23 protein-coding genes are annotated in these 22723 nt (G+C 39.1%); 6 read left to right on the top strand and 17 right to left on the bottom strand.

Going from position 1 to position 22723, the window contains the following annotated elements; all coding sequences use genetic code 11:
• Positions 1 to 126: 126 nt before the first annotated feature.
• Both JGE69_RS03850 and JGE69_RS03845 read right to left on the bottom strand, forming a co-directional pair.
• Positions 127 to 648, bottom strand: coding sequence for a chromate transporter (locus JGE69_RS03850; protein ID WP_000501459.1), 522 nt, complete (start codon positions 646 to 648; stop codon positions 127 to 129).
• Positions 648 to 1208: a chromate transporter gene (locus JGE69_RS03845; RefSeq protein WP_086266134.1), complete on the bottom strand. Its 561-nt coding sequence runs from the start codon at positions 1206 to 1208 to the stop codon at positions 648 to 650. Before JGE69_RS03845 ends, JGE69_RS03850 begins: the two co-directional genes overlap by 1 nt.
• A gap of 101 nt (positions 1209 to 1309) precedes the next feature.
• On the opposite strand from JGE69_RS03845, the gene JGE69_RS03840 reads away from it, so the two are divergent.
• Entirely contained in the window at positions 1310 to 2212 is a 903-nt protein-coding gene (locus tag JGE69_RS03840; RefSeq protein WP_199112359.1) for a LysR family transcriptional regulator, read from the top strand.
• Between the two features lie 57 nt (positions 2213 to 2269).
• Here JGE69_RS03840 and arsH read toward each other — a convergent pair whose 3' ends face one another.
• From arsH to JGE69_RS03820, 4 genes are read right to left on the bottom strand one after another with little or no spacing between them, the layout of a single operon-like run.
• Positions 2270 to 2983, bottom strand: a complete 714-nt coding sequence (gene arsH / locus JGE69_RS03835) for an arsenical resistance protein ArsH (protein ID WP_001086870.1) — start codon at positions 2981 to 2983, stop codon at positions 2270 to 2272.
• The gene (gene arsB / locus JGE69_RS03830; RefSeq protein ID WP_000166122.1) at positions 2970 to 4016 is read right to left on the bottom strand and encodes an ACR3 family arsenite efflux transporter; all 1047 of its coding nucleotides are present in this window, start codon (positions 4014 to 4016) and stop codon (positions 2970 to 2972) included. Before arsB ends, arsH begins: the two co-directional genes overlap by 14 nt.
• 10 nt (positions 4017 to 4026) lie before the next feature.
• Positions 4027 to 4500, bottom strand: a complete 474-nt coding sequence (locus JGE69_RS03825) for an arsenate reductase ArsC (RefSeq protein WP_032056306.1) — start codon at positions 4498 to 4500, stop codon at positions 4027 to 4029.
• Between the two features lie 4 nt (positions 4501 to 4504).
• Entirely contained in the window at positions 4505 to 4834 is a 330-nt protein-coding gene (locus JGE69_RS03820) for a metalloregulator ArsR/SmtB family transcription factor (RefSeq protein ID WP_000610143.1), read from the bottom strand.
• An 84-nt stretch (positions 4835 to 4918) separates the two neighbouring features.
• Between JGE69_RS03820 and arsC the strand changes: the two genes are divergently transcribed.
• Complete coding sequence (arsC, locus tag JGE69_RS03815; protein WP_000138022.1) at positions 4919 to 5347, top strand: arsenate reductase (glutaredoxin); 429 nt, start codon at positions 4919 to 4921, stop codon at positions 5345 to 5347.
• Between the two features lie 69 nt (positions 5348 to 5416).
• Here the strand turns inward: arsC and JGE69_RS03810 are convergent, their stop codons facing one another.
• The 3 genes from JGE69_RS03810 to JGE69_RS03800 all read right to left on the bottom strand — a co-directional run bounded on the left by JGE69_RS03810 (position 5417) and on the right by JGE69_RS03800 (position 8306).
• Positions 5417 to 5578, bottom strand: coding sequence for a DUF1427 family protein (locus JGE69_RS03810; protein WP_000784879.1), 162 nt, complete (start codon positions 5576 to 5578; stop codon positions 5417 to 5419).
• A 57-nt stretch (positions 5579 to 5635) separates the two neighbouring features.
• Positions 5636 to 7510, bottom strand: coding sequence for an amidohydrolase (locus JGE69_RS03805; RefSeq protein WP_199112357.1), 1875 nt, complete (start codon positions 7508 to 7510; stop codon positions 5636 to 5638).
• A 109-nt stretch (positions 7511 to 7619) separates the two neighbouring features.
• Entirely contained in the window at positions 7620 to 8306 is a 687-nt protein-coding gene (locus JGE69_RS03800) for a hydrolase (protein WP_001043290.1), read from the bottom strand.
• Positions 8307 to 8502: 196 nt separating this feature from the next.
• Between JGE69_RS03800 and JGE69_RS03795 the strand changes: the two genes are divergently transcribed.
• A complete protein-coding gene (locus JGE69_RS03795) occupies positions 8503 to 9393 on the top strand; it encodes a LysR family transcriptional regulator (protein ID WP_005069746.1) in 891 nt (296 codons plus the stop codon).
• A gap of 50 nt (positions 9394 to 9443) precedes the next feature.
• On the opposite strand, the gene JGE69_RS03790 is transcribed toward JGE69_RS03795, so the two are convergent.
• Positions 9444 to 10184: a GntR family transcriptional regulator gene (locus JGE69_RS03790; protein ID WP_199112355.1), complete on the bottom strand. Its 741-nt coding sequence runs from the start codon at positions 10182 to 10184 to the stop codon at positions 9444 to 9446.
• Between the two features lie 400 nt (positions 10185 to 10584).
• Here JGE69_RS03790 and JGE69_RS03785 point away from each other — a divergent pair, with 400 nt between their 5' ends.
• Together JGE69_RS03785 and JGE69_RS03780 are read left to right on the top strand one after the other, a co-directional pair.
• On the top strand, positions 10585 to 12054 hold the full coding sequence (locus JGE69_RS03785) for an NCS1 family nucleobase:cation symporter-1 (RefSeq protein WP_199112354.1): 1470 nt from the start codon (positions 10585 to 10587) through the stop codon (positions 12052 to 12054).
• Positions 12051 to 12785, top strand: coding sequence for an aspartate/glutamate racemase family protein (locus JGE69_RS03780; protein ID WP_199112353.1), 735 nt, complete (start codon positions 12051 to 12053; stop codon positions 12783 to 12785). The genes JGE69_RS03785 and JGE69_RS03780 overlap by 4 nt, the downstream gene beginning before the upstream one ends.
• Before the next feature lie 67 nt (positions 12786 to 12852).
• Here JGE69_RS03780 and tauD read toward each other — a convergent pair whose 3' ends face one another.
• The 4 genes from tauD to tauA are packed head-to-tail and all read right to left on the bottom strand — an operon-like array spanning position 12853 to position 16453.
• Entirely contained in the window at positions 12853 to 13734 is an 882-nt protein-coding gene (tauD, locus tag JGE69_RS03775; RefSeq protein WP_199112352.1) for a taurine dioxygenase, read from the bottom strand.
• Positions 13735 to 13742: 8 nt separating this feature from the next.
• Positions 13743 to 14612 carry a taurine ABC transporter permease TauC gene (gene tauC, locus JGE69_RS03770; RefSeq protein ID WP_163049825.1) on the bottom strand — a complete coding sequence of 290 codons (870 nt, stop codon included), beginning with the start codon at positions 14610 to 14612 and terminating at the stop codon, positions 13743 to 13745.
• Entirely contained in the window at positions 14609 to 15403 is a 795-nt protein-coding gene (locus tag JGE69_RS03765; protein WP_199112351.1) for a taurine ABC transporter ATP-binding protein, read from the bottom strand. Before JGE69_RS03765 ends, tauC begins: the two co-directional genes overlap by 4 nt.
• 9 nt (positions 15404 to 15412) lie before the next feature.
• A complete protein-coding gene (gene tauA, locus JGE69_RS03760; protein ID WP_081035460.1) occupies positions 15413 to 16453 on the bottom strand; it encodes a taurine ABC transporter substrate-binding protein in 1041 nt (346 codons plus the stop codon).
• Between the two features lie 441 nt (positions 16454 to 16894).
• Here tauA and JGE69_RS03755 point away from each other — a divergent pair, with 441 nt between their 5' ends.
• Complete coding sequence (locus tag JGE69_RS03755; protein WP_199112350.1) at positions 16895 to 18079, top strand: hypothetical protein; 1185 nt, start codon at positions 16895 to 16897, stop codon at positions 18077 to 18079.
• Positions 18080 to 18140: 61 nt separating this feature from the next.
• On the opposite strand, the gene JGE69_RS03750 is transcribed toward JGE69_RS03755, so the two are convergent.
• The 3 genes from JGE69_RS03750 to JGE69_RS03740 all read right to left on the bottom strand — a co-directional run bounded on the left by JGE69_RS03750 (position 18141) and on the right by JGE69_RS03740 (position 22664).
• On the bottom strand, positions 18141 to 19607 hold the full coding sequence (locus JGE69_RS03750; protein ID WP_005304407.1) for an MFS transporter: 1467 nt from the start codon (positions 19605 to 19607) through the stop codon (positions 18141 to 18143).
• 194 nt (positions 19608 to 19801) lie between these two features.
• A complete protein-coding gene (locus JGE69_RS03745) occupies positions 19802 to 21193 on the bottom strand; it encodes an LLM class flavin-dependent oxidoreductase (protein ID WP_199112349.1) in 1392 nt (463 codons plus the stop codon).
• 175 nt (positions 21194 to 21368) lie between these two features.
• Positions 21369 to 22664 (bottom strand): acyl-CoA dehydrogenase family protein, encoded by a 1296-nt coding sequence (locus JGE69_RS03740; RefSeq protein WP_199112347.1) that lies wholly within the window; start codon positions 22662 to 22664, stop codon positions 21369 to 21371.
• Positions 22665 to 22723: the final 59 nt, after the last annotated feature.

Here is a 22723-nt window from a genome sequence, read left to right as displayed (position 1 = left end):
GAAAACATAAAATAGGTGAAACAGTATGTTTTTATGTATTTAATCGGTTTTTTAGATTTTATTATTTACTTCATTAAAAAAAAACCAACCTGAACTCATCCAGCGCAGGTCGGCAAACTGGTTAAACTAGAGTAAGACCACACCAAATACAGCCCCAGCAATCAAGACATGTAAAGGATGAACCTTTTTAATTAAAGATAATAAAGTTGCAATGACTACCATAATAATGAGTAACGTATTTACTGCCGCTGCCTCAGAAATAATCCAAGCACTAGCAAGTACAGTTCCCACAGTGACAGGTTGTAAAGCAAGCTGTAAAACACGGCGCCATTTCTTATCTTTAAATTTTGACCAGCCTCTCATCACAAATACAGTAATAAGAGATGAAGGTAAAAATTTAGCAGTAGACGTTACAAGTAGACCTGACAACCCTGCTACATGCCATCCCACCAACGGTACAATCATCATGTTCGGACCAGGTGCAGCTTGAGCCATGGCGAACAATGCACTGAATTCTTGTGCCGTCATCCAGTGATGAATATCAACTACTTGGCGTTGCATCTCAGGCAAAATTGTATTGCCGCCACCAAATGCAATAAGAGACAATTGAGTAAAAATGATCGCTAAAGTAAGTAGAACTGCACCCATTACACACGTCTCCAAATGATAGCTGAATAAAATGCCAACAAAATCAGCATCGTCACTAGTAAAGAGATTTTTAGAAAAGCAATACTGATAATTGCAGCGACAACCACGCAAATCGCTAATGGATTACGTAATAATGGCTTAAGCATTTTCAAACCTGTTGCAACTAGAAGTCCAGCTGCCGCCGCCGCTAAACCTTCGAAAAGATGCTTAACCATTAAATTATCTTGGAACTGCTCATAGACATAATGTAAAAGTACAACAATTATCGTAGGTGCAAGGATCAGACCAATGAGTGAGCTCACTGCCCCACGAACACCGCGAAACTCCATGCCAATCGCAACCGATAAATTAATAATATTGCCGCCTGGTAAAAATTGACACAGACCAAGTAACTCAGTGAATTTTTCAGGGCTTAACCACTGTCTCTGCTCTACAATAACTTTACGGGCTAAAGGCAGCACGCCACCGAACCCAATTAAACCTAATGTTAAAAAACCTAAAAATAACTCTGTGCTGGTCGGGACACTCTCCTTCTGCACAGCAATCTCAACATGGTTCATTTTCGTTACTTTTCACTTTATCTGACCAAGATAGAATGATACTTTTGTGATATATCTACAAATGCTTTTATTTTCATTAACCATACCATAAAGGTATTCCTATGCTCGATATACATAAGCTCCATGCCTTTGTTGTGGTAGTTGAAGAAAGGAATATTACGCATGCTGCAAACCGATTGTTTATTCAACAGCCGCCTCTAACGCGTTTACTTAAAAAACTCGAAGAAGAACTTGGTACACAATTACTTATTCGCCAGCCTCGAGGAATTGAACCAACTGAGGCTGGTTTAGCCTTATTTAAAGAAGCACAACTTTTATTAGAACATGCCAAACATATTCCAAAATTAGTCCAAGATGTTAGCCAAGGTAAAACTGGACAACTCAATATTGGTTTTACAAGTTCCGCAGGTTTGCATCCGCTCATTTCATTAGTATTGCGGTCATATCGAGAAATATATCCAAAGGTACTAACCAAACTTGAAGAAGCAGGCAGCCAAAAACAATTAGATCGATTAATCTCTGAGAAACTTGATATTGCTTTTTTGAGAGCACCGATCAGTCGTGATATCGGGTTAAAACATCTTCATATATTAGATGAGCCAATGATAGTGGCATTGCCTATAGGCCATCCACTTACACAAAAAGAAAAAATTAGTTCAAATGACTTATCAAATGAAAATTTTGTTTTATACCGTCGTTCTTCAGGACAAGGTTTATATGACAATATTTTATATAGTTGCTACCAAGCAGGTTTTAGTCCACGCATTATTCAAGAAGCGCCTCGACCTACCGCTACATTAAATTTAGTCGCTGCTGGAATTGGTATAACGATTGTGCCGGCCTCAATGCATAATTTTTGGGAACATGAAATTGTATATCGCGAGTTTGATGATTCAATGAAACTAAATGCGCCTCTTTACCTGATTACTCGGGAAAATGAGAGTTCTGCCAAAGTTTCAAACTTTATTGAACTATTACAAAAACTTTTGCCCACAATGGCCTGAATGTAAAAGCTAAACAATAAAAAGTGCCCCGAGTGGAGCACTTTTTTATGAAACTGTTTATTTTTGATTTACTCGTTTTGACAGCTCTTCTGCTGATTCTTTGCGCTCAGAATAGCGATCTGTCAAATACTGTTTTTGCCCACGTGTTAATAAAGTGAACTTATATAACTCCTCCATTACATCAACGATTCGGTCATAGTAAGAAGATGGTTTCATACTGCCATCTTCTTCAAACTCTAAAAAAGCTTTAGCAACCGAAGACTGATTTGGGATGGTAATCATGCGCATCCAACGCCCTAAAATACGCATTTGATTGACCGCATTAAATGACTGCGAACCACCACTAACTTGCATGACTGCTAAGGTTTTACCTTGAGTTGCACGGATTGCTCCAGCTGCCAAAGGAATCCAGTCAATCTGGGCTTTTAAAATTGAACTCATCGCACCATGACGTTCAGGTGAGCACCACACCATACCTTCTGCCCAAGCTAAAAGCTCATGCAACTCTTGCACTTTCGGATGATCTGTTCCTGCATCCTCAGGTAAAGGTAAACCTTTAGGATGAAAGATTTTGACCTCAGCACCTAAGTATTCAAGGATGCGTCCAGCCGTCAACACAGCAAAACGGCTATAAGAACGCTCACGATTAGAACCATATAGCAATAGAATGCGTGGTGGATGTTCAAATTGCTGTGCTTGCACTTGCTCAAATGTAGGCTTATCAAGAAGATCTAATGCTACATTTGATAAATCATTATTAAGACTGTTCATCTGAGAAATACTTTTTCTTTAACCAAAGAGAAACGGTAACGAGTGAAATTAAAACGGGAACTTCAACCAATGGTCCAATCACTGTGGTAAATGCCACAGGTGATGCCAAACCAAATGTTGCAATGGCAACCGCTAAAGCTAATTCAAAGTTATTACCTGCCGCAGTAAATGAAATAGCGGTGGTGCGGGGATAGTTATTCCCCATACGTTTACTCATAAAGAAGCTAATGAAGAACATCACCACAAAGTAAATCGTCAGTGGGATTGCAATACGTAATACATCTAAAGGTAAGCTCACTACATCACCACCTTTTAGGCTAAACATCGCCACAATGGTAAAAAGTAAAGCAATTAAACTAATCGGGCTGATTTTTGGTAAAAATCTAGTTTGATACCAATCTAACCCTTTTGATTTAACTAAAACCAAACGCGTCAAGAACCCCATTAAGAATGGAATACCTAAGTACACCAAAACCGCATGTGTGATGGTCCAAAAATTCACATCAATGACTTGCCCTGCCACACCAAAATAAGGCGGTAAGAAAGTTAAGAAAAGCCATGCATAAGTACTAAAGAATAAAATCTGGAAAATACTGTTAAATGCAACCAACGCTGCAACATATTGGTTATCACCACAAGCCAGCCCATTCCACACCAAAACCATTGCAATACAACGTGCCAAACCAATCAAAATAAGACCAGTCATGTATTCCGGATAGCTATGCAAGAAAACTATCGCAAGTACGAACATTAAAACCGGTGCAATCAACCAGTTTTGTACTAACGATAAAGTTAAGGTTTTCTTATCTTTAAATACTTCTGGTAACGCAGCGTAGTCAACCTTAGCTAAAGGTGGATACATCATCAAGATTAAGCCGATTGCGATTGGAATATTGACGTTATCTACACTCATTCTGTTCAAAGAAACCGAGGCTTGAGGAAAGAACACCCCAATTGCCAAACCTAAAGCCATGGCTATAAAAATCCATAGCGTCAGGTTACGGTCTAAAAAAGAAAGCTTTTGCTTAGTCATCTCGGCTCTCTCACTCAATATGAGAGATTTTATTAATCTCAGCAATCAAATGTGAACGGCTTAAGTTCGCAACATCAAGTGCAAACAATGCATCTAAACGACGGTTGATATGATCTACAGTCTCTTGGAATGCTTTAAGCTTTTCTTCTTTCGGCAAGTCTAAGTGAGATGGGTCACTTAAACCCCAATGTGCTTTGATTGCGCCACCTAAATAAAGTGGGCATGCTTCTTGTGCAGCAGAATCACAGACTGTAATCACAACATCTGGTTGATACTGCTCGCAGTCATCAATAGTTTTACTCCATAGCCCATCTGTTGAAAGACCTAAGTTTTCAAGTGTTTCAATGGTTAATGGATGTACCTGTCCTGATGGTTTACTGCCAGCGCTATAAGCTTTCCAACCTTCTGGTGCACGACTATTAAATAAAACTTCTGACAAAATGCTACGGCAACTGTTTCCAGTGCATAAAAATAAAAATTTCATGGTGTTACTCACAATAGGTAGAAATAGAAGAAAACTGTGAAGATGATTGATTCACTAAACTTTCATCTTGGTTTGCTATAGTTTTCAAAACTTCAACAGCCCAATTGGGTAAATCTGGATTGACGCTGTAATACACCCATTGCCCCTGTCGTGCATCAAGTAAAATGCCATGAGTTCGTAACAAAGCTAAGTGTCTGGAGATTTTCGGTTGGCTCAACTCAAGCTGTTCTGTTAGCTCACAAACACAAATATTTTGTTTATTTAGAACTAATTTAAGAATATTTAACCGAGTTTGGTCAGATAGACATTTAAAGAAATCGACTTGGTTGATCATATCTTCAACAGAATATATTCGTTATTGCAAATATACGGATATCCATATATAAATGCAATATCTTAATTTGACAATAAATTTACCATGACTGAGCTAGTGAAGATTTACCATAACCCTGGTTGCGGAACCTCTCGCAATACCTTGGCGCTTATTCGTCATGCAGGAATTGAACCTATCGTTATTGAATATTTGCAAACACCACCAAGTAAAGATGAATTGATTCAACTCATTAAGGATTCAAACCTAACTGTACGTGAAGCAATTCGTAAAAATGTTGATCCCTATAAAGATTTAGAGATAGAACAAGATCATTGGACCGATGAACAGTTAATTGATTTTATGTTGCAATATCCAATTTTAATTAATCGCCCATTTGTTGTTACACCAAAAGGCACGCGACTTTGCCGACCTTCTGAGATTGTACTGGACATTTTAGATTCACAAAACTTAAGCTATTTTGCAAAAGAAGATGGCGAAGTAATCATTGATGAACAAGGCCGCCGTATAAAGTAATTGAAGATATTTATTAATATAAAAAGCTAAATGGCATGGCACCATTTAGCTTTTTCTGAATGAAACGGATTAAAAATAGGATTTAATAAAAGGAAGCAGTTGCTCTCCTATTACCATGCCTAATAAACCGACTAATGCAACAAGAGGTGGAGCTGGTGACTTAACATTTAAGACGTAATATAAGACACCAACAAGCAACCCTACAGCCAAAGATAACAAGTACATTTTCATCGTACATACCTTAGAGAATTAAGCCATTTAATGAAGCAGGTTCCCATACTGTTTTATTTAAAATGCAAAACACGAGCACCCAAGTGCGCCCCAGAAAGATTTTTTGTCCTTATCATTTACAGGAACATCAAGCATCCAAGCATGGCTGTGTCCATGCATTCCACAGCTGCTAGCACATGCACACAAAGCACTTTGTGACTGTAATGATTGATTGGAAGGAGCATTACGGTTTTCAGATAACCGCCACTGACCACCGAAGCGTTTTACCGGCGACCATGTTGGAGATGCTGGCGGTAACGGCGGATCGTCTTGCTTAAACTCTGCCCCTGCATAGACCACTTTGCCACCTAAGACAGTAAGTACAGACTCAATCCACTGGATATCCTCAGCTTCTACTTTAAAGTAGTCATCAGACAATACCACTAGATCAGCAAGTTCTCCTGCTGTTAATGAGCCCTTAACATCTTTTTCACCAGAGAACCAAGCGGAACCTTTAGTCCAGAGTTTGAGTGCTGTCTGACGGTCTAATAGATTTTTTTCCTCATACAAAGGTAATCCACCCACTGTTTTACCCGTACTCAACCAATATAAACACACCCAAGGGTTATAAGAGGCAACACGAGTCGCATCTGTTCCCGCACCCACAGGAACACCGAGTTCTAACATTTTCTTAACGGGTGGCGTTGCCTGAGCAGCCTCAGCACCATAGCGTTTTACGAAAATCTCACCTTGATATGCCATACGGTGTTGAATGGCAATACCACCACCCAACGCACCTATACGTTCGATATTACGCTCAGATACGGTTTCGGCATGGTCAATAATAAATCGTGTCGCAAATGGCTGTTTTGAATTGACGCGCTCAAATACATTCAGTAAGCGATTAATACTTTCATCATAAGTTGCATGAATACGGAATGGCCATTTCTTTTCAGCCAAGTGCTCTACAATAGCTTCGAGCTCACCTTCCATTTTTTCTGGTAAATCCGGACGTGGCTCATAGAAGTCTTCAAAGTCCCCCGCTGACCAAGTCAGATTCTCGCCTGCTCCATTCATTCTAAATAGCTCATCACCATCGCCCGGAAAGGTCATTTCTGTCCAGCGACGATAATCATCAAGCTCTTGGCCTGCCTTTTGAGCAAATAGGTTGTAAGCAATTCGCACCGTCATTTGATTTTGATCGTGCAATTGCTTAATCACATCATAATCTTCAGGGTAGTTTTGACCACCACCGCCTGCATCAATTGCTGAAGTAATACCTAATCGGTTCAGTTCACGCATGAAATGACGAGTTGAATTGACTTGATCTTCAACTGGCAATTTCGGCGCTTTACCTAAAGTCGAATATAAAATCATAGCGGATGGAGTTGCGAGCAACAGACCTGTTGGCTCACCTTTTTCATTTCGTACAATCTTGCCACCAGGTGGGTCAGGTGTATCTTTGTTAAAGCCTAATACATCAAGTGCAGCTCGGTTCAACAAAGCACTGGCATATAGATGTAAAACGAATACAGGAGTATCTGGTGCAGCTTTATTAATTTCCTCTAAAGTCGGTAAACGCTTTTCGGCAAACTGGAATTCAGTCCAACCGCCTACTACACGAACCCATTGTGGAGCTGGCGTATTATCTGCTTGTTCTTTGAGTAAGCGTAATGCATCTGCAACAGATGGCACACCTTCCCAGCGCAGCTCCATATTGTAATTTAGGCCACCACGAATAATATGCAAATGACTGTCATTTAGACCTGGTATAACGCGACGGCCATTTAAATCTACAACTTTACTTGTTGGAGTTGCGAGTTTCATTACCTCATCATTTGTACCCGTGCGTAACACTTTACCATCTGCAATCGCAATTGCTTGTACTTCTGGACTTTTGGGGTCTAATGTTGTGATTTTACCGTTTATGAGTATGAGGTTTATTTCGGTCATTCTGAACTCCATTCTTGTGAATTATCGTTCTAAAAAATAAAGGCATATCTGTATTAATATCACTTAAATATTGAATACTAGACATGCCTTTACCTAAATCAGTAGTGTTTTATTTTGCAGGAACTGGTGCAAGTACTTCATGTTTTGATGTTGTACGCTCAGGTGCCTTATGTACCATCGTATAGGCATAATCAACACCCATACCGTAAGCACCAGAATGCTCGCGTACAATTGCCATAACTGCATCATACGTATCACGGTGTGCCCAATCACGCTGCCATTCAAGTAATACTTGTTGCCAAGTTACCGGAACAACACCCGCTTGAATCATACGCTGCATGGCATAATCATGTGCCTCTTTCGATGTACCACCTGAAGCATCCGCGACCATATAAATCTCATAATCCCCTTCAAGCATCGCACCAAAAGCAAAGGTGTTGTTGCACACTTCAGTCCACAAACCTGAAACAATCACTTTTTTACGATTATTTTTTGCAAGCGAATCACGTACTTTTTGGTCATCCCACGAATTCATTGAAGTACGTTCTAGTAATGGAGCATCTGGAAATACGTCTAAAAGTTCTGGATAGGTATGACCAGAGAAGCTTTCCGTTTCAACCGTGGTAATGGTGACAGGAATATTGAATGTTTTAGCTGCTTTTGCTAACCCTACAGTATTATTCTTTAATACTTGGCGATCTATTGACTGTACCCCAAAAGCCATTTGTGGCTGATGATCAATAAAAATAACCTGACAATTGGTTGGTGATAGTTGTTCTAAAAGTGATTTATTCATGGGTAAACTCCATTATTCCTTATGAGTAATGCATTAAAATTGCTTACTGGTTATTATGAAAACAGATAAAAATGTAAAAGCATAGACAGCAAATCAGCACGAATCTGTATTCTGTACGAATACAATCAAAACAATGATTGCTTTTTAATTTTTATAGTTTAATCATTGATATATATTTTTTAACTTTCGCTTATCCATGGATCGATTAGACTGTATTTCCACTTTTGTAAGTGTTGTAGAACATGGGAATTTTAGTAGCGCAGCCAGAGCACTCGATATTTCTCGTGACTTAGTTGCCAAACGTGTTTGCTACCTCGAAAACGACCTCAGAACCACACTTTTAACTCGAACAACAAGACAGATGAACCTCACCTCTTGTGGGGAAAAGTTTTATCAACATAGCAAAGTCATTTTAAGTGAGTTCGAATGGGCTGCATACGAAATTAGCTACAATCAGCAGTACCCAGAAGGCGAACTCAAGCTCAATACACCAATGTCTTTTAGCAACATTTTTCTTCAACATATCATTTCGGACTTTATAGAGAAATATCCCAGCATAAAAATTGATTTATTCATGACTGATCAGCTGTTAGATATGAATAATAATAAATTTGATTTAACAATCCGTGTAGATGGCTCTCCTCCAAATTTGGCAAATAGTAAAATATTAAATACCTATCAACGATATTTATATGCAACCCCTGAGTATTTTAATCAGCATGGATTACCAAATTCATTAGAAGAACTTAAAGAACACAAGTTTCTAATTTACTATCAAGATAGCCGACATAAAAAATTGATTTTCCAAAAAGATCAGAAGGAAGTGTCTTTCAATTGCTTCCCTGTAATGACCTGCAATAATGGTGAATTATTATTAGATATGTGTTTGAAAGACCATGGCATTGTTTTTCTTCCAGAGTTTATTGCGGAGCCTTACTACAAAGAAGGTAAATTACAGAAATGTTTGGAAGACTACACCAGTCAGCCGCTTCACCTATACGTTACATGGCCAAACCGTAAGATTTTATCGAAGAAAGTAAAATTATTTATTGATTTTCTAACACGTCAAATCGTTCCCATAAAATAACCAATCTGGGCCTTTTCCAGAAGAATTGGCCCCATTATTTTTTAGTTAGTTTAAATGGATTCAATCTTCTTATTTTTAAATAAATTTAATAAATTTTGTTCTGCTGACGCTGTGCTGTCTTGTTCAATAAATGTCGTCGCGTAGTGTTCTAAATGCTCTTCCATCAATTGAGTTGCTCGTTTTTCATCGCCTTGTTCAATCGCATCTAAAATTGCACGGTGTTCATCTGCCGAACAATTATTATGTTTTGGAATTTCATATAAGCCAATTAATAATGAAGTCCTTGCAATAAGCGTCTGCAAATAACTGGTCATAATCGTATTTTGATTTGCTTCAATCAGCTTTAAATGAAATTGCCCCGATAGCTTAATCCACTCGGCCCAATTGCCAGCTAAACGCTCATGAGACTCTTGATCTACTAAGCTTCTAAGCTCACTAAAATCTAGGTTATGTGACTTTTGAGCGAGCTTTTTTACAGTGGCGATTTCAAGCATGCTGCGTGCTTCAAAGACCTCTTTTGTTTCATGAGCACTATGCTTTGCGATGAGTGCCCCACGATTGGGCTGAATTTCGATGACCTTATCATGGGCAAGTTTCACGAAAACACGTCTTAACACTCCCCTCGTTACACCAAATGCCTCACACAAAGGTGCTTCAACTAAACGTGCGCCAGGGGCAAGTTGCCTATTTAAAATAGCATCTACAATTGCGTTATATATATGGTCATCAATTTCATCATTGCTCATTTCTAAGGCTTTTTTTGGTGCATTCGATGGCATTGATTTCTCCATTTTTATTAACGCCTCCTCTTTTTAAAACTTTATCTAATAACTGTAGTGTAAGTTTAACTTAACCTTTTGGGAATATTACTCTCATTTCCACAGCAACTATGTGCTGCTGAACAATTCAAAAATAAACCTTAAAATATCAACTTATACACCTAAATTTATTTACTTTTTATAAAAAATTAAGCACTTATCATTTTATAAATCTGTCTCTTCATATTCCAAAATCGTATCAAGCGAAATCACTCATCAATACCACATCTCAAGTTTGGCATAACTTTTGCTCAATATAATTGTGCACAATCCAAATATCACATTGTGCACAATTTTAACTTCATTCTTTTAGCCAGAGTTTCAAGCTGCTGAAGAACGTGCCCGCCCAACATAAGGGAAGTGAGTGTTCAAGATGAATAATACCGAAGCAATAATTAAACCTTCTTATGATGCAAAGCTAACAAATCAAGACCTAGCTCCTTTAAAAAAGCAAACTTGGGGCGCTTATAATATTTTTGCCTTTTGGATGTCTGATGTTCATAGTGTCGGTGGCTATGTCATGGCTGGGAGCCTTTTTGCACTTGGGCTAAATAGCTGGCAGGTACTTTTATCTTTACTCATCGGCATTGCCATAGTTCAGTTTTTTACAAATCTGATTGCCAAGTCTAGCCAACAAACAGGCACACCCTATCCTGTTATTTGTCGTGCCACTTTCGGTGTGCTTGGTGCAAATATTCCTGCTGTTATTCGTGGTCTTATTGCTGTCGCATGGTATGGCATTCAAACCTATTTGGCCTCAAGTGCATTCTTATTGGTCATTTTAAAGTTCTTTCCAGAATGGTCAGCCTATGCTGATGTTTCAACTTACGGCTTTCTCGGGCTTTCCTATTTAGGATGGGTTGGCTTCATGCTGCTTTGGCTACTGCAAGCGATTGTTTTTTGGTCTGGCATGGACAGTATTCGTAAGTTTATTGACTGGGCAGGCCCAGCTGTCTACGTAATTATGTTTGCGATGGCAGTATGGCTGATCTGGAAAGCTGGCTGGCAAAATATTGATTTAAACTTGAGTGGTGTTCAATACAACGGCTTTGCGGTTGTACCTGTCATGATTGGTGCTATTGCGCTTGTAGTTTCATATTTTTCAGGGCCGATGCTGAACTTTGGTGACTTCTCTCGTTATGGTAAAAGCTTTAACGCGATTAAAATGGGCAACTTTCTTGGCCTACCGATCAATTTCTTAGGCTTTTCTTTACTTACTGTGGTTTGTATTGCGGCAACGCTTCCAGTGTACGGCAAGCTCATTACAGATCCTGTCGAGATGGTTGGTAAACTGGATAACACATTTGTAGTCATTTTAGGTAGTTTGACCTTAATGATTGCCACCATTGGGATTAATATTGTCGCTAACTTTGTTTCACCTGCCTTTGATTTTTCCAACGTTTCACCGAGCAAAATTAGCTGGCGCATGGGTGGAATGATTGCAGCAGTTGGTTCGATCTTCATTACCCCATGGAATTTGTTTAATAATCCTCAAGTGATCCATTACACCATTGATATTTTAGGTGCATTTATCGGTCCGCTTTTTGGCGTATTGATAGCCGATTTTTACCTCGTTAAAAAACAAAAAATTGTGGTAGATGATTTATATACATTAGATACCAAAGGTTCGTATTGGTACAAAAATGGTTATAACCACTCTGCCTTTTATGCGTTAATTCCAGCTTCATTAATTCCTATTCTCTGCGTACTTTTACCACAACTGTCTGGGCTGGCTAATTTCACATGGTTTATTGGGATGGGATTCGGTTTTGTCATTTATCGATTTCTTAACCAACCGCTTGCCCATGCTAAATCGGCAATGACTAAGGTAAAAGTACAATGAAAATTAAAATTATTAATCCTAATACCACCCAAAGCATGACTGACAAAATTGCTGCATCAGCAAAGATAGTCGCAAATTCTGATACTCAAATTATTGCTGTGAGTCCTCAAATGGGCCCTGCAACAATTGAAAGTTATTATGATGAAGCCCTAAGTGCCATAGGTGTGCTAGAGGAAATTCGCCAAGGTGAACTTCTAGATGTAGATGCTTACGTTATTGCCTGTTTTGGTGATCCTGCGCTTTATGCCGCCCGTGAAATCAGTTCGGCACCTGTGATTGGGATTGCCGAAGCAGCTATGCGAACTGCAAGTTATGTCAGTACTGGTTTTAGTGTAGTCACGACATTACAACGCACAGTGAATATGAGCTGGCATCTGGCTCATCGCTATGGGGCTACACCATTTTGCAAAAATATTCGAGCTTGTGACATTGCAGTTGAAGAGTTAGAGCTTCCTGACTCAGATGCTTATCGGACCATACGAGATGAGTGCAAAAAAGCACTCGCAGAAGATAAAAGCGATGCAATTGTTTTAGGCTGTGCAGGTATGAGTGATTTATGCCTAAAACTACAAAACGAATTGGGAGTGATTGTTATTGACGGCGTTGCAGCAGCAGTTAAACAAGCTGAAATGTTAGTTCAGTTAAATTTAAAAACCAGCAAAGTTGGTGATTGGGCCTCACCTCCTGTAAAGAACTACACAGGCATATTGTCAGGTTTTGGAGTACGCTAAAGATTTACTGTTTCAATTCCAGCTCAAAACTCAGAGTTGGAATTGAAACGAAAAATAATCAAAAGAATTAAGCCTCTGCTAACTCTGGCTGTTGTTCTTCTTTATAAAATGGCACATCGCCATTAATAGTTGCGCGGTGCATAATTCGATGGGCGTCGCCATAATCAAATAATGCTTTATGTTGTGTGCAACGGTTATCCCAAATCGCGACGTCACCGTCTTGCCATTTCCAGCGTAAATGAAATTGCTCTTGGGTCGCATGTTCAAACAAGAAGTTAAGTAATTGCTCACTTTCTTGCTCGGGTAACTCATTAATGTGTGTGGTAAAACCCTCGCTTACAAATAACAAAGGCTCACCTGTAACCGGATGAGTACGTACCACTGGGTGAACTACTGGCGGGTTACGCTTAAAGGTTTGTAAAAGCTTTTCACGCTCTTCTTCGTTATGGGCAAAACGCTCAAGTGGAAAAGACTTACGAATATCGTGTGTTGCAGTTAAGCCACGCAATTTTTGCTGTAACTCAAGCGGAAGCCCTTTAAAAGCTGCTGTATTACTCGACCACAACGTGTCACCGCCTACAGATGGAATTTTAATGGCTTGCAACACACAACCTAAAGGTGGAGTTTTACTAAAAGTCACGTCTGTGTGCCAAAGTTCATTGTCACGCAAATCTTGTTTCCAACTGTCGAGTACCATCACCTCAGGTACATCTTCAATTGAAGGATAAATCGGGTGCACATGCAACGTGCCAAAACTACGGGCCAAGTCTGCTTGTGCTTGCGGAGCTAATTGTTGCTTTCGAAAAAAAATGACTTGATGATCAAGCAAAGCCTGCTGGATTTGTTTCGTTGTCTGTTCATTTAACGCATTCAAATCAATATCGTGAATAATTGCGCCAATGGTAGGCTTGATCACTTCTATATTTAAGTTTGCTACTACTGTATTCATCTTCTTTACTACAACTGCTGACCATACCAAGGAGAAAACTGTTTTTGTAACCAACGTAAAAACAGCTCAAAACTAACTGCGACAATCGCAATCACAATAATGCCCAGAATCACCGTATCGGTAATTAAGAACTGTGCTGCCGATTGCACCATAAAACCAATACCACGGTCCGCTGCAACCAACTCAGCTGCAACTAATGTTGACCAGCCCACCCCAAGACCAATACGAATACCGGTAATAATATGAGGCAAAGCGGTTGGTAAAATGACATGCCAAAAGACTTGTGACTGACTTGCCCCTAATGACAATGCCGCACGTTCACGATTAAGCTGATGGCTTAACACACCATGCGCACTACTAATAATGACAGGCGCCAAAATCGAGAAGAAAATCAAAAGTACTTTTGTGGTTTCACCAATACCGAACCAAATAACAAGTAATGGCAAATAAGCTAACGGTGGAACTGGACGTAATAATTCAACCAAAGGATCTAGAACAGCACGAACCCATTTGTTCAGCCCCATCCACAAACCCAGCGGAACACCAATCACAACGGCAGCAATCAAAGCTAAAAATACACGAGAAATGCTGGCTGCCAAATGTTGCCACAAAGTTGCTTTCATAAAGCCTTCTTGGCTGACCGATATAAATTTTTGCCAGACTGCCTGTGGACTCGGTAAAAACAGTTCAGGTACAACATGCAAAGCAGTAATGAGGAACCAGAGTGCAACTACACTTCCCACACTGATTATGCTGACCGCCAAAGTACGATGCTTCTCAAAAAATGATGATAGAAATGAAGCATTTTCTGTTTGCACATTTAACTCAGGTTTAAGCTCTGCTTTGTCATATTCATAGACGTTATCTTTAGTGTTCATGTAGGTAACGCCTCCTTACCGCTTTGTTTTTGTGCCCTTAAACTTTCAAATAACTGTTCTCTGAGCTGAATAAATTGAGGATCCGATTTAATTGAACGAATAGACTCGCCCTGACGGTACCGTTGGGCAAAATCGAGGTGTAGAGTTTCTACAATTTTGCCTGGATGCGCTGTCATTAGTACCAGCTGATTGCTGAGTAATAATGCTTCTTCAATGTCATGAGTAATCAAAAAGAAGCTTTTATTTTGTTGAATCCATAAATCGAGCACTAACTGCTGCATGTTTTCACGTGTAAAAGCATCTAATGCGGCAAAAGGTTCATCTAATAAAATAAACGGCGCGTGACTGATCAAAGCTCTGGCAATACCAACACGTTGTTTCATACCACCCGAAAGTTCCCAGATATTGGCTTTTTCAACGTGGCTTAAACCCACAATTTTTAAAATTGCGTTTACTTGTGCTTCGATCTCTGCACGCTTTAAACCTTTTAACTGCAAAGCGAAGCCAACATTATCTGCAACATTTAGCCAAGGAAGTAAGGCGTGATCTTGAAATACAACAGCACGAGTTACATCTGGTCCAGTTACGACTTCATGATTTACAAGCACATCACCAGAACTTGGCTTTTGAAACCCTGCCAAGATATTAAGCAAAGTTGTTTTGCCACAACCCGACTCACCTAAAATCACGGTTAAAGAACCTTCTTCAATGGTTAGGTTAATGTCTTGTAAAACTGGCTTTTGCTGTTTAGGAAAAGTCTGATGAATATGTTTGGCTTCTAGTACACTCATGACAACTCCTTAAGGCTGCAAAAATGAAGAATTCACATTGCCTTTATAATCGGCTTTCAGTTGATCGACTTTACCCTGACCTTTTAAGAACTTCGCTGTATCAAAAATATTTTGCGCGAATTCACCATCTAACGTTTGTTTTTGCTGAGCGTGGTCAAGGTAAATATTTCCACTTAATAAAAGTGGGATATCTTTTGGATCAGAACCTGTGAGCTGCGCAATTTTTTGCACGTTATCGGCATCTTTAACGTAAGCGGTTGGGTCTTGGTTATATTTTTCAAGCTGCTCAAGCGTGGTTTGGACAAAAGCTTTTAAGAAATCAGGATTTTTCTCTGCAAAGTCTTTACGTACAACCCATAAGTCATAAGTTGGAGCGCCCCATTCACCCACTTGTTTCGAGTCGGTTAAAACCGTACCAGATGCTTTGGCTTTACTTAAAGCAGGTTCCCAAACATAAGCAGCATCAATATCACCACGTTCCCAAGCAGCTGAAATTTCAGGTGGACGCAAGTTGATAATTTTTACTTTGTCTTCTGGAATGTTCCAATGTTTAAGTGCAGACAAAAGGCTGTAATGGGTTGTTGAAACAAAAGGTACAGCAATGGTTTTGCCAATTAAATCTTGAGGGGTTTTAATGCCTGATTTATTACTCACCACTAATGCTTCAGACCCACCAAGTTTTGAAGTAATTAAGAATACTTCAATCGGTAAATCACGGCTTGCCGCAGCAGCAAGTGGGCTTGAACCAATATTGCCAAGTACCACATCACCTGAAGCAAGTGCATTAACTACATCTGAACCCGCATCAAATTTTTTCCATTGAATGGTCCGTTGACTATGTTTTTCATAATCTCCGTTAGCCTGCGCAACTTTGCTTGGGTCCACCCCTGTTTGATAAGCAATTACGACAGGTTTGTTGTCACGAACTGAAGCACCCGTATTATTATCTTTCTTATTTTGCCATACGATAAATGCAACAATTGCTACAACCACAATTGCCGTGATAATCAACGGTTTGGTCTTTGTGCTCATAATTTCATGATCTTTCAATAATATAAGCCCATGGTATGCAGCCGGCTTTATAATGAAAAATAAAAAAATATGAGTTGCTTATCTAATTTTTATAAATAACTTTTCCTTATAAGTTTTTATCTTTTGGTAAAAAGCAAATTCTAAGTAAACTTACAGATTAAAATAAAAATTAAAATACTTATATATCAATAACTAAAAACGATATTCACAAATCATATGACCAGGAAAACCTGACAGACACCCTCTAAGTATTTTATCCTCTCCTATTTGATCATTTTTATTTTTGCTTATTCCATCCAGAGTTTTGCATCTAATTAATTTTCATTCTTTTATATAAAGTTCAGATTTTATTATCTTTTTATCTTAAATCTTCTGCAAATATTGAGATTTGGGCAAATCTTTTTCTGGTTTATACATGACGCAAATTTAATTTTTATTTTTAAGAGGAGAAAAATTCTTTTGTTTAAACATTCTCAAATTTTGAAAAAAACATTAATTACAACGTCTTTAATTACATTCAGCCTCTCAAGTCATGCAGCGCTTACCTTTGGCAATGCTGAAGAAGGTGAACTTAAAGTAAGTGGTACTGTTCGGGCTAAATATGTTTATGATTTTGACTCTGAACCCTCTACCAGTAAATTTTCTTTTAATGACGCCGTATTATGGCTAGATTACAACTCCCCGAAATGGATTGGCCGCTTAGATTATCGGGTTTATGAATATTACGGGCATTTAGGCGATGCCAATTGGCTCACCGATGCATGGATGGGTTATAAAATTAATGACAACAGTAAAATTATTGCTGGCTTAAACCCCGTTCCTTTTGGCTTGGGTCGCTTTTGGGGAAATACTTATTATTTAGGCATTGCCAATAGTGCCGGTTGGGAAGATGTACACAACCTTGGGGTGAAATATGATTTCAATGATGGAACCAATGAAGCACAACTCGCCTTTTATCCTACCGATGGTGGCACCTATAGAGGTAAAAGCAAAGACTCGAGTCGATTTAGTATCAATCCTGTCAATGCGGATGACTCAGTACCACAAGGCACCAACACTAAAGAAAAGAACTCGATTGTTGTTCGCGGTGCTCATACATTTAAGAATGTCTTAGGCCAAGAAAATTTCTCTACCCAACTGGGCGCCTCTGCATGGTATTCCACCATTGAAAATAAACGTTCAGGGCAAGATGGCGATCGCCAAATTTATTCGGTTTTTAGCAATACCAATTATAACCAATGGAATTTACAGCTTTTGGCTGGTTATCAAGACATTGATAATGCCGACAGTGAATATAAAGATCACCTAACTTTGGGCGGTTTCGATTATTCATTTAACTCCGCAACCAAAGGTCAGATTTACTCAGCCGAGCTCAGCTATTTATTTCCTCAGCAATTTGGCCCAATTACCTCTGTTCGCCCTTATCTAAACTATAGTTCTTATCGAAAAGAACAAGACGGGTTTAAAGACTCCACCCGTTTTATTCCCGGCATTGCCTTTAACTATCAAAAATTGACAGTACAAGCCGAGTTGCTGATGGGTAAACACGATCCATATCTAGGAGACAGTGAAGGCCTTGCAGCTGGTGGAAGTAATGATAAATGGAACAAAAAAGCATTTGTGATTTTTGCTTATTACTTCTAATTCTAAAAATAAAGGCCAACAGATGTTGGCCTTTATTTTTATCTAGATATTTATTTTTACTCTAGTCGATTACTGGTGAATTATTGAGAGGAAGTTCTGTTTTATCCTCATCGATAACATCGACATCTTGGGCGGTAGGCTCAAACTTAATCAGTAGTCCAATCACAATTAAAGGAATAAACGCAAAGATAGAAATAATCAGGTAAACATCGGTTTTATATCCCGCCATCCAGATCGGTAAAACAAACAAAGCGATTGCTTGAGCAACACCCGTTACCGCACGGTTAAAGCCAACACCAACGCCACGAATCGAAGCTGGATAAGCCATAGTCGGATACACCATCATTTGTGCCCCAGGTCCAAAGCCTTCGGCAAAAAGCCACAAACCTAGCATGCCAATTGCGGTGTAGAGTAAAAAGCTATTACCGGGTTCACCAATGAATGCCAAAGCAATGAGGGCTATAAACTGGAGTAAAAAGCCTGTGAGCAACACATGACGAGATTTAAATCTGCTAGCAACAAATACGCCTAACAGTCCGCCCGTAAATGCAAACAGCAAATTGAGTCCGAGTGTGGTAGTAATGGTCGTTAAGACATCGGTATGAAAAAAACGCGTTAAAATAGAAGGTAAAAAGAAGGCAATGGTCGTGTACTGAAATGCCACCGAAATGTGAATCACAATTGCCACAATAGTTCTTGGCAAATAGGTTTTATTAAATAAAACCGCAAACCCCTCGCGCTTTTTCTTTTCAGCAGTTCTTTCTACTTTTTCAACTGTAGCGACTGCATTAATTGCATAGGATTCTTGTAGAACTTTAGCCGCCCCTTTTAAATCGCCTTGGTTTGCAAGCCAGATTGGTGATTCAGTTAAATATTTACCACGAATAAAAATAATGAGTAACGCTGGCACTGCTCCAAAAATTAAAGATGCTCGCCATAGCCAGTTGCTATGCTCAGGGGGTAAAAGAAAATAAAGCGCCAGAACTAGACCAAAACAGACCGAAGAAGCGGCATACCACATTGGGCACCATGCAGCTAAACGCGCTGCCTTGTTGCTACTCCCGTTAAATTTGGAAAACTCAGATAAGTATGACATTGCCACCGGCAAATCAATACCAACACTAATTCCCATAATAAATCGGGCTAAAATCAAAACCCATACATTCGGAGCAAAACCAGCGACAATTGCCGCAATGACAAACAGCACCATGTCCGCCATGAAGACCCGATAACGGCCAATTTTATCTGTCAGCCAACCACCAATCAGGTTACCCACAATGGTTCCGCAGACAATTGCTGAAGCCACTACACCAGTCATCACAGGGCTTAAAGAAAACTCTGAGATAACTTGCTCAATACCAAAGGACAGCGTTGTTAAATCATAAGCATCAATAAACACCCCAATCAGTGCCAACCAAATAACTTTATTCGATTTACCCTTCCCTGCAAATTTGGAAATTAATTGTGAAACATCATCGGGAGATTTAATTTCATAACGATGGTTATGATCGAGTTCTTGTGTGCTCACTTAATAATTCCTGAATTTTAATAACAGGAACAAAATAATGATTATTCACATCATATAAAAACAAATTAATCTGATGTTTTAATCTAAATTATAGAATTATCTTTTCATTATTTACTCAGCAGTAAAACCGATATAAAAAGACAAAATAAAAGCTGGTATTTAACCAGCTATTTATTTAAAGGTTTTCTAAAATATTAACTCGCCTCAGCAAGTTTTAAATCTTTTAGATTACGATATTTTGCACCACGGTGATTTTCAGGTAAATATGGCCCAGCACCAAATAGTTTTTCTCTTAATGTTCCTTGTGCATACGAAGTTTGATATACCCCACGTTTTTGCAACTCTGGAACAATAAACTGAACTACATCGGCAAAAGTTTGATGCGCCAAAATATAGGCAAGGTTAAAGCCATCAATATCGGTATCTTCAACCCATTGCTGTAGAGCATCTGAAACTGTTTCAGCCGAACCCACTAACACAGGTCCATTCCCACCTAAGCTGTTCCAATTTGCAATTTCTTCAATGGTCCAAACACGCTCTGGATCTGCATTTACATAAGAATCTAATAAAGATTGAATAGCATTGGTTTGAATATATTCAACTTTATTGGTGGGTTGATATTGTGAAAAATCCACACCTGACCAGCCAGACAGTAATGTTAAAGCACCATCGTAGCTTCCATAGCTTTGATATTCTTTAAACTTAGCCTGTGCTTTTGCATCGGTTTCATCAGTGACAATCGACAAAAGTGCATAAATTTTAACTGAGTACGGATCGCGGCCTTCTTGAGCCAATTTTTGGCGAATGCCCTGTACCACTTTTTTAGTGGCAATTTTAGACGGCGCTGCGATGAATACACACTCGGCATTTTGACTAGCAAACTTCTGCCCGCGTGATGACGCACCTGCTTGGTAGAGTACAGGCGTTCGCTGCGGTGATGGTTCACAAATATGGATGCCCGGTACAGTAAAGTATTTACCCTCGTGCTGAATTGGATGCACTTTTTTATGGTCAGCAAAAATACCGCTTTCACGATCACGAAGTACCGAACCTTCTTCCCAAGAACCTTCCCAAAGTTTGTAAAGGACCTCCAAGTATTCATCAGCAATATCATAACGATTGTCATGATTAACCTGAGTTTTCAGGCCCAAGTTTTTCGAACCACTTTCCAAATAAGAAGTCACGATATTCCATCCAACTCGCCCTTTGGTTAAATGGTCTAGTGTGCTAATACGTCTAGCAAAAGGATAAGGATGTTCAAAGGAAATCGAAGTTGTGACACCAAAACCCAAATGCTTGGTGACTGCGGCCATCGCTGGCACAATCTGTAGCGGATCATTGACCGGAACTTGTACTGCACCTGTTAAGGCATGTTCAGCACTTTGATGATAAACGTCATAAATACCAAGCACATCTGCGATAAAAATACCATCAAAAAAACCACGCTCAAGTATTTGTGCTAAGTCTGTCCAATATTCTAAATCTTTATATTCAACAGATCGATCTTGAGGATGCCGCCATAATCCAGGAGATTGATGGGCAATACAATTCATTTCAAAAGCATTAAAACTAATTTTCTTAGTCATAAAATATCAACCAGCATTTTATTTAATTTTTATACTAAAGCAATTTTTATGTTTTCTTTATAATATAAACCCCAAACAAAATATGATTTTATTCTAATAGGTTTTTATAATTTATTTAAAAAACACAAACAATATTAAGCTACTAAAACAGCAGCTTAATATCTAAAACTATAATTTATTGTTTAGCAACATTCCCAATTCGCCATTGATACGGTGGTAATGTGCCGTTTACACTAAAATCACCGATAATACGATTTTTAAATACTCTCGGGTTATGTGAAGATAAAGTTCGTACATTACGCCAGTATCGATCTAGGCCTAAATCTTTGTCTGTTGCGGAAGCACCTAAAGCGTCAAATAAAATCGTAGAAGCATTTAAAATCAAATCGGTAATAACCGTTTGAGATTGTGCACTTTCAAGCTCAGCAAGTGCATTTTGCTCTTCTTCAAGCTGCTCATTATTTTGAAATGCAGCCAAGTAAGCACGTTGTAAGCTTTGTGCGACTTTTTCAACAATCGCCCCTGCACTGTAAGCCGCGCCACGGATTTGGCCTACTACTTGTAAAATTTGCGGATCCTGTTTTACAAATTGAGCATTTGCATGCGTGTAGTTTCGGGCCCGTTTAGCAACAGCTTGAGAAACATCATAGGTTGCAGCACGCCCTAGACCTGTAATGATTGCCAGTTGGACCAGTTGATAGTAAGCCGCTGAATATTTAAAACGGTCATCATCAGGTAAAATTTCAGTTTCATCGACCAATACGTCATGGAAATATGCTGTACCACTTGCAGTGAGTTGCTGACCAAAGCCATTCCAGTCATCAACAATTTCGACACCTTCATCTTCACGGCGAACAACCACCGAGCCAGATTCACCCTTTAAATCTGTTACTCCCACATCTACCCAGTCTGCATATAGACTACCAGTGGTGTAATATTTTTTACCTTTAACACGAATTTTTCCGTCACTGTCTCGATACAAATGAGTTTCGAACTGATCAATTGACTCCTTTCCACCTTCAGACCATGCACTACCCACCGTTTCGCCATTTGCAATTCGGCTAAGCCAACGCTGTTGAAACGCTTTGTCTTTACTTACCAAGACATCTTCAGTGAAACCAAAATGCACACGCAAAGCTTGCGGTAAGTTTGAGTCAGCTTCTGCAAGTTCAACGAGCAATGCAAATAATTCAGGAATAGTTGCATCAAAGCCACCATGAGCTTTGGGAAGTCTTAAGCGCGTAAAACCAATATCTTTAAGCCACTGAAGCTGTTCATAGGGCAAAATATGCTGCTGCTCACGGATTAAAGTCCCTTCTTTAATACGGGCAAAAGTTGGTCTGAAATTTTTTGCCAATTCATCATAACGTTCTGAAGGCCCTTCACCCCACACACGAGAAATAATTGAGGCCTGACTAAGTGCTGCATGCGTTAGTGAACCGAGATGATGCTCAAAATTTAAATTTGTCATGTAAGTAAAACCAATATTGCTTTGCTTTTACCATAAAATATTTATTTCACATGAAAACG

The organism is Acinetobacter sp. C13 (genome assembly GCF_016809775.1).
In the GTDB taxonomy this organism is placed as follows: Bacteria; Pseudomonadota; Gammaproteobacteria; order Pseudomonadales; family Moraxellaceae; genus Acinetobacter; species Acinetobacter pittii.
Note: the sequence above shows the minus strand (reverse complement) of the source record. Positions and strands in the feature narration are given on the sequence as shown.